The following is a 7,866-nucleotide window of genomic DNA, read 5'->3' on the forward strand; positions in this document are numbered from 1 at the left end:
TCGAGGGCGTTTTCCACGCCCATTTCACGGGCGGTATCGGGCATCAGTTGCATCAGCCCCACCGCCCCCGCTGGCGAGCGGGCCTTGGGGTTATAGCCGGACTCGGCCTTGATCAGCGCATGCAGCAACGCCTGCGGTACGTTGTGGGCGAGCGCCGCAGCCGCCACCAGCTCGGCATAGGGGCGCCCGGTGATCAACTGCGCACCGGCCGGGCCCGCCTGGGCCAGCGGTTCGCTGATCACCCGCTGGTAATGACGCCCGGGTCGATGGACGTTGGTCAGTACGTAGCCGCCCTTGGCATCGATGGAGATGTACACATCGGCCTGGGCGGCACCCGCCGCCAGCCAGATCAAACCCAGGATGAGTCCACGCATGTCGGCTGCCTCTTCGTCGTGGCCCCCGATGTGGGGGAAATGCCCCGGAAAACCCGAGGTCGATGTCGACGACGCAAGCACTGTGCCGCTTCCTGTACCGCATGGCGCAAGGCCCCGAGGCAGACGTGCACGGCTGTTGCATGGTGCCTGACACAGCCTGTTTCCATGCAGCGGAGGCCTTCACCATGCAGCGCAGATCCAACCCCCAACGTGGTTTCACCCTGCTCGAACTCCTCGTGGTGCTGGTGGTGCTCGGCCTGCTGGCCGGCATCGTCGCGCCCAAGTACTTCAGCCAGCTAGGTCGCTCGGAGGTCAAGGTGGCACGGGCACAGATCGAGGGCTTGAGCAAGGCCCTTGACCTCTATCGCCTGGAAGTCGGCCATTACCCCAACAGTGAACAGGGCCTGCAGGCGCTGGTTATCGCCCCCAGTGGCGAAGCCCGCTGGACGGGCCCCTACCTGCAGAAGGCGGTACCGCAGGACCCGTGGGGGCACGCCTACATCTACCGGCAACCCGGTGAGAACGGCGGTGAGTACGACCTGCTGTCGATGGGCAAGGACGGCCAGCCCGGTGGTGACGGGGAAAACGCCGAAATCACCAGTTGGCAATGAGGAGTTCGGCCATGCGCTACAGCCTCAAGGCCCTGGGCAGACAGGGCGTGGTGCAGTTGCAGATCGACGCCGAAGATGCCGACCAGGCGCGTCGCCAGGTCGAGGCGCAAGGTTTGCGGGTGGTCAGCGTGAAGGGCCAAGGCGGCGCATTGCGTGGCATGGCCTGGCGCCGCGAAGCACACTTTGACCTGGTGCTGTTCAGCCAGGAGCTGTCGACCCTGCTGAATGCCGGGCTGCCGTTGATCGACGCCTTGGAAAGCCTGGCGGAAAAAGCCCCGACCCCGGCCACGCGCAAAACGCTGGGTGACCTGGTGCGCCAGCTGTACGAAGGCCATTCGCTGTCCCAGGCGCTGGCCCGACAGCCGCGCATATTCCCGGCGCTGTACGTGGCCTTGGTGCAGTCCAGCGAACGCACCGGCGCCCTGGGCGACGCCCTGGGCCGCTATATCGCCTACCGCCAACGCCTGGATCTGGTCCGGCAGAAGCTGGTGGGGGCGTCGGTCTACCCGCTGCTGCTGTTGCTGGTGGGCGGTGGCGTGGTGCTGTTTCTGCTCGGCTACGTGGTGCCGCGCTTCAGCCAGGTGTTCGAGGGCATGGGCACCGAGCTGCCCTGGCTGTCACGCATGCTGATGCAGATCGGCTTGTTCCTGCATGCCCAGCAACTGCCGTTGGCACTGGGCAGCGTGGCGGGGATAACCGCCCTGGTGCTGCTGCGCCGTCACCCGCGGGTGCGACGCTGGGCATCCCGCCAGCTAAGACGCATGCCCGCACTGCACCAGCGGTTGATGATGTACGAGCTGGCGCGCTTCTACCGCTCGCTGGGCATCCTTTTGCAAGGTGGCATTTCCATCCTCACGGCAATGGGCATGGCCCGCGGGCTGCTGGGCAGTGCCGCAGCCCAAGGCCTTGAACAAGCCAGCCAACGCGTGGCCGAAGGGTTGCCGTTGTCCGATGCGCTGGAGGCCGGGCAATTGGTGACGCCGGTGTCTTTGCGGCTGCTGCGGGCGGGTGAACAGTCGGGCAACCTCGGCGAGATGCTGGAGCGTTGCGCCGACTTTCACGACCAGGAGATCGGCCGTTGGGTGGAATGGTTCGTCAAGCTGTTCGAGCCGCTGCTGATGACCTTCATCGGCTTGCTGATCGGCTTCATCGTGATCTTGATGTACATGCCGATCTTCGAACTGGCCTCAAGCATCCACTGAAACGGCAAGACCCAGGCTTTCGCGCAACGTCGTCCCCTCATAAGCCGTGCGGTAGACGCCACGCGCCTGCAGCAACGGCACTACTTCTTCGGTAAAGCGGCGGAACTGGCCGGGGTGGCCAATGTAGATATTGAAGCCATCCAGCGCCCGCGCCTCGAACCACTCGGTCATTTTGGCCGCCACCGTTTCGGCCGACCCGACGAACGCCCCCGGGCGCAGCTTGCGGCCGAACTCCACCGCCTGGCGCAAGCTGAAGCCCTGCTCGCGCGCCTGGTCGGCAATGCGTTTGGCATTGGTGAAGAAACTGCTGCGCGCATGCTCCAGGCTCTGTTGCGGGAACGGCGCGTCGAGGTCGTACTGGGTAAAGTCGTGCCAGCCGAAATTACGCCCGAATTCTTTCAAGGCCAGCTCAAAGCTGTGGTCCTGCTGGTGGTAGTGGCGCTCGATTTCACGGGCGTGCGCATCGGTGTCGCCGACATAAATCTCTGCGCCAGGCAGTACCAGCAGTTGCTCCGGGTCACGCCCCAGGCGCGCGGCACGGCCTTTGACATCGCGATAGAAGGCCTGGCCCTGCTCGATGCTGGCCGCATGGGTGAAGATCACATCCGCCGTGGCGGCGCCCAGGTCGCGGCCTTGCGGGGAGTCGCCCGCCTGGAAGATCACCGGTTGGCCCTGGGGCGAACGCTGGATGTTCAACGGCCCCACCACCGAGAAATGTTCGCCCTTGTGGTTGAGCGCATGCATCTTGGACGGGTCGAGGAACTGGCCCGTGGCGCGATCCCGCGGGAAGGCGCCCTGTTCGTAGGAGCGCCACAAGCCCTGCACCACCTGGACGTGTTCTTCGGCACGGGCGTAACGGGTGTCGTAGTCGTAGTGCTCGTCACGGCCATAGTTGCCCGCCGTGCCGGCATCGCCACTGGTTACCACGTTCCAGCCGGCGCGGCCTTTGCTGATGAGGTCCAGCGAGGCCAGGCGGCGGGCGACGTTGTAGGGTTCGTTGTAGGACGTGGTCAGGGTGCCGACCAGGCCGATGTGCCGAGTGCTGACCGCCAGGGCCGAAAGCAGGGTCAGCGGCTCCAGCCGGTTGAGGTAGTGCGAGGGGGAGCCGGGGGTGATGTACTGGCTGTCGACGATGAACACCAGGTCGAACAGTGCGGCTTCGGCCTGGCGGGCGATGTCGATATACCAGTCGATGTTGACGCTGGCATCGGCAGGCAATTCGGGGTCGAGCCAGAGGTTATGGCGGCCAGGGCCGCCGCAGCCCATGGTCAGGGCGCCGAGTTTGATTTTGCGGGTGGTCATGGGGATTCCTCGGAAATGCTGTGGGCTGTGCCGGCCTCTGTGGGGCCACGAAGTGCCGGTGCCGCCAAACTCAGTGGTCGCTGGCCAGCGCCGCGGCGAACGAGGTGTCGAACAGGCTCGCCGCCGGGTAGGCCTTGATCAGCCCAAGCCCGGCAAAGAAGTCCACGGTCTTCTGCGCATCGACAATGACCTGGGGGTTGAGCGGCGCCACGTCGGTGCGCGCACGGGCGAACCAGGCCCGGGCAATGTCCCGGTCGGCGCGGGTACGCTTGGCCCAGGCGTCGGCGTAGGCCTCGGTGTTGGCGGGGTCGCTCAAGGTCCAGTCACGGGCCTTCTTCAGCCGCGTGAGAAAATCACTGATCTGCGCACGCTTGGCCTCGACGGCCTTGGCATTGGCCACCACGAAACTCTGGGCCGGGATCACCCCCTCGGCCGTGGCCAGCACTCTCGCGCCCTGGCGCTCCTGCTGGGTGACATAGGGCTCCCACGTTGCGATCACGTCCACCGAGCCGCCGTCCAGGGCATGCGAGGCGTCCAGTGCGCTGAGGTAACGCAGCTCCAGGGCATCGCGGGGTACCGCGGCCTTGTCCAGGGCGCTGAACAGCAGTTGCTGGCTCCAGGAACCCTTCCAGATGGCTGCGCGTTTGCCGCGCAGGTCTTCAAGGCTGTGAATGTTCGAATCCTTGCGCGCCAGAATGGCCACCCCGTCGAGGTTCTGCCGGCTGACGGCAATCACCTTGATGGGCGCACCCAGGGCGCCGAGGAACAACGGCGGCGCATCGCCCAGCAGGCCAATGTCGAGGCTGCCGACATTCAGGGCTTCGGCCACGGGGGAGCCGGCGGTGAACTGCTTCCACTCCAGGGTATAGGGCAAGTCGTCGAGCACGCCGGCCGCTTCCATCACGGCACGGGCATTGAAGCTTTGATCGCCGACCACCAGGGTTTGCGCAGCAGCGGCCAGGCTCAGCGAGGCGGCCAGCACACCGGCGGCCAGTTGTTTGAGGTATCGCACGTTCGTCTCCAGGGCCATTAAAGGCGCAGCTAGCAGGCGATCCGCCCGTGCGGTCTCGTCGTAATGAAAGGGTATGCTCTTTGAGTCTATCAAGCGGACTTTTTATAATTTAACGTTGTATAAAGCCTCTGTGAAATTCGTTCTAGGCATAACCTAATGCCTTGGACAGGGCATATTTCAAAACAGAACACGCCTCGTGTAAATGCATTTTTTGCATATTAGCTTATGAATAATTTTACTTTGCTGAATATTATGAGACTTTGCTAGGGTTAACCGAAACCGTCAGCCGAGCCTGAACCATGAGCCAACCCTTTCGTCTCGAGCGCCTCCGTCACTTCATCGGCGCGCTTTCGGACCTGCTTGACCGGGCACCCGACGAAGCCACCCTCCTCGACCAAGGCCAAGGCCTGCTGCACAGCCTGGTCGCCCATGACGACTGGTTGCCCGACGCGCTCGCCCAGCCAGACGCAAACCGTTATCAGCAATACCTGCTGCATTGTGATTCACGCCAACGCTTCTCCATCGTCAGCTTTGTCTGGGGGCCGGGGCAGCAGACGCCCATCCACGATCACCGGGTCTGGGGGCTGATCGGCATGTTGCGCGGCGCTGAATATTCGCAAGGTTTCGCCCGCACCGAGCACGGTGCGTTGCTGCCGGCAGGTGCGCCGGTGCGTATCGACCCAGGCCATGTGGAAGCGGTTTCGCCGCGCATCGGCGACATTCATCAGGTCAGCAATGCCTTCGACGACCGCGTGTCGATCAGCATCCATGTCTACGGCGCCAACATCGGCGCGGTAAACCGAGCGGTCTATCTGGCCGACGGCACCGAAAAACCGTTTATCTCCGGCTATTCCAATACCCTTCTGCCCAACATCTGGGACCTGTCCAAAGAGAACCCTGCCTCATGAGTACTGTCGCCACCCGCTCCTTCCATGACATTCGCCGGGCCTTGCTGGCCCATGAAGAACTGGCGCTGATCGATGTCCGCGAGGAAGACCCGTTCGCCCAGGAACACCCGCTGTTTGCGGCCAACATCCCGTTGTCCAAGCTGGAGCTGGAGGTGTATGCCCGCGTACCGCGGCGCGACACTGCCATCACCCTGTATGACGATGGTGAAGGGCTGGCGGTGCTGGCTGCCCAACGGCTGCTGGCGTTGGGCTACAGCGATGTGGCGCTGCTCGAGGGTGGCCTCGCCGGTTGGCGCACCGCCGGCGGTGAGTTGTTCCGTGACGTCAACGTGCCGAGCAAGGCCTTCGGCGAGCTGGTCGAAAGCGAGCGGCACACGCCTTCGCTGGCGGCCGAGCAGGTCCAGGCACTGCTCGATGCCAAAGCCGATGTGGTGGTGCTCGACGCCCGCCGCTTCGACGAGTACCAGACCATGAGTATCCCCGGCGGCATCAGCGTGCCGGGGGCCGAACTGGTATTGCGCGTGGCCGAGCTGGCGCCGAGCCCGGCAACCCAGGTGATCGTCAATTGCGCGGGGCGCACCCGCAGCATCATCGGCACCCAATCGCTGGTCAATGCAGGCATTCCCAACCCGGTGGCGGCGCTGCGCAATGGCACCATCGGCTGGACCCTGGCCGGCCAGCAACTGGCCCACGGCCAAGCGCGCAGCTTTACCCACGTCAGCGACACCACCCGCGCCAGCGCCGCCGAACGTGCCCGCGCCGTGGCCGAGCGTGCCGCAGTTGCGCGGCTGGATCGCGATGGCCTGGCGGCATGGCAGGCAGAGCGCCACCGCACCACCTACCTGTTCGATGTGCGCACCCCCGAAGAGTTTGCCCAAGGCCACCTCCCGGGCAGCCGCTCGGTCCCCGGCGGGCAGCTGGTGCAAGAGACCGACCATGTCGCCAGCGTACGCGGCGCCCGCATCGTGCTGGTGGATGACGACGGTGTGCGGGCCAACATGAGTGCTTCGTGGCTGGCCCAGATGGGGTGGCAGGTGGCCGTGCTGGAGGGCCTGTCGACAGCCGATTTCAGCGAGCTCGGCGACTGGCAGGCGCCGTTGCCGGAGCAGCCCCAGGTGAACGCGATCGACGTCGAGCAGTTGCAGGCCTGGCTACAAACGCCAGGCACCGTGCTGCTTGATTTCACCACTAGCGCCAACTACGTCAAACGGCACATTCCAGATGCCCATTGGGCGATCCGGGCGCAGTTGCCGCAAGTGCTGGAACAACTGCCGGTTGCCGAACGCTATGTGCTCACCTGCGGCAGCAGCTTGCTGGCGCGCTTTGCGGCGGCCGACCTGCAGGCCCTGACGCAAACCCCGGTGTATGTACTGGAGGGCGGCACAGCGCACTGGATTGCTGCAGGCCAACCGCTGGAGCGTGGCGAAACGCATCTGACAGTGGCGCGCAGCGACCGCTATCGCCGACCCTATGAAGGTACCGACAACCCGCGTGAAGCCATGCAGGGGTACCTGGACTGGGAGTTCGGCCTGATCGCCCAGCTTGAACGCGACGGTACGCATGGGTTCCGGGTTTTAAGTTAGTGCAGTTGCTCTATGAATGACCCAGGTGCCGCCCGGCCATTAATGACGCACAAGGTAGGCGCCGGCAGGAAGCGGCGGCCTGTGGCCCGGCGGCACCTCAAAGCAGCATCGGCCATGCGGTGTTCAGCAAGACCGATTCGCTGCTGACCGGCAACGGCCGCGATGCCGCTTATCGATGAAAGACCCCGACATATCATTCAGCGTGATAATAACCTTCGCCCCGTTCGATTCGTGCGCCGCGCGCAAGGCACTCACACTCCGCCCACTACTAATACTCTGGCGGAGTTCTCCATGGACCACTCACTCAAACCCTTGCGCTTTCCACTCGCTGCCCTGGCAGTCGTAGTGCTCAGCGCTTGCGGTCGAACCCCCGACGCCGTGCAGGCGCCCGCCGCGCCCAAAGTCACCGTTGCCAAGGTGATCGAACAGCCGATCAATGAATGGGACGAGTTCACCGGCCGTCTCGAAGCCCCGGAAACCGTCGAAGTGCGGCCGCGGGTCTCGGGCCAGATCGACCTGGTCGGTTTCACCGAAGGCGCTCAGGTCAAGAAAGGCGACCTGCTGTTCCAGATCGACCCGCGCCCGTTCCAGGCTGAAGTCCGCCGCCTCGAAGCGCAACTGCAACAGGCCAAGGCCACCGCCATTCGCAGCGCCAACGAAGCCCGCCGTGGCGAGCGCCTGCGTGACAGCAACGCCATCTCCGCCGAACTTGCCGAATCGCGCAGCAGTGCCGCCGCCGAAGCCCGCGCCGGGGTCGATGCAATCCAGGCCCAGCTCGACCTGGCCCGCCTGAACTTGAGCTTCACCCGTGTTACCGCGCCCATCAGCGGCCGTGTCAGCCGTGCTCAGTTCACAGCCGGCAACAGATCGGAAG

The 7,866-nt window shown here is 64.6% G+C and carries 8 protein-coding genes; 5 read left to right on the forward strand and 3 right to left on the reverse strand.

Going from position 1 to position 7,866, the window contains the following annotated elements:
• A partial coding sequence (locus tag NP534_RS24120; RefSeq protein ID WP_274100369.1) for a transglycosylase SLT domain-containing protein occupies positions 1-374 on the reverse strand: 374 nt, incomplete at its 3' end.
• A gap of 185 nt (positions 375-559) precedes the next feature.
• On the opposite strand from NP534_RS24120, the gene gspG reads away from it, so the two are divergent.
• Positions 560-985: a type II secretion system major pseudopilin GspG gene (gspG, locus tag NP534_RS24125; RefSeq protein ID WP_274100370.1), complete on the forward strand. Its 426-nt coding sequence runs from the start codon at positions 560-562 to the stop codon at positions 983-985.
• Between the two features lie 11 nt (positions 986-996).
• The gene (locus NP534_RS24130) at positions 997-2,187 is read left to right on the forward strand and encodes a type II secretion system F family protein (protein WP_186653575.1); all 1,191 of its coding nucleotides are present in this window, start codon (positions 997-999) and stop codon (positions 2,185-2,187) included.
• On the opposite strand, the gene NP534_RS24135 is transcribed toward NP534_RS24130, so the two are convergent.
• Both NP534_RS24135 and NP534_RS24140 read right to left on the reverse strand, forming a co-directional pair.
• A complete protein-coding gene (locus tag NP534_RS24135) occupies positions 2,173-3,489 on the reverse strand; it encodes an LLM class flavin-dependent oxidoreductase (RefSeq protein ID WP_274100371.1) in 1,317 nt (438 codons plus the stop codon). The genes NP534_RS24130 and NP534_RS24135 overlap by 15 nt on opposite strands.
• Positions 3,490-3,559: 70 nt before the next feature.
• Entirely contained in the window at positions 3,560-4,501 is a 942-nt protein-coding gene (locus NP534_RS24140; RefSeq protein ID WP_274100372.1) for an ABC transporter substrate-binding protein, read from the reverse strand.
• A 299-nt stretch (positions 4,502-4,800) separates the two neighbouring features.
• Here NP534_RS24140 and NP534_RS24145 point away from each other — a divergent pair, with 299 nt between their 5' ends.
• From NP534_RS24145 to NP534_RS24155, 3 genes are all read left to right on the forward strand, one after another.
• On the forward strand, positions 4,801-5,409 hold the full coding sequence (locus tag NP534_RS24145; RefSeq protein WP_274100373.1) for a cysteine dioxygenase: 609 nt from the start codon (positions 4,801-4,803) through the stop codon (positions 5,407-5,409).
• Entirely contained in the window at positions 5,406-6,992 is a 1,587-nt protein-coding gene (locus tag NP534_RS24150; RefSeq protein ID WP_274100374.1) for a rhodanese-related sulfurtransferase, read from the forward strand. Before NP534_RS24145 ends, NP534_RS24150 begins: the two co-directional genes overlap by 4 nt.
• Before the next feature lie 291 nt (positions 6,993-7,283).
• The coding region (locus NP534_RS24155) for an efflux RND transporter periplasmic adaptor subunit (protein ID WP_274100375.1) at positions 7,284-7,866 on the forward strand (583 nt) is incomplete at its 3' end.

It is taken from the genome of Pseudomonas sp. 39004 (assembly GCF_028682155.1).
Lineage (GTDB): Bacteria > Pseudomonadota > Gammaproteobacteria > Pseudomonadales > Pseudomonadaceae > Aquipseudomonas > Aquipseudomonas capeferrum.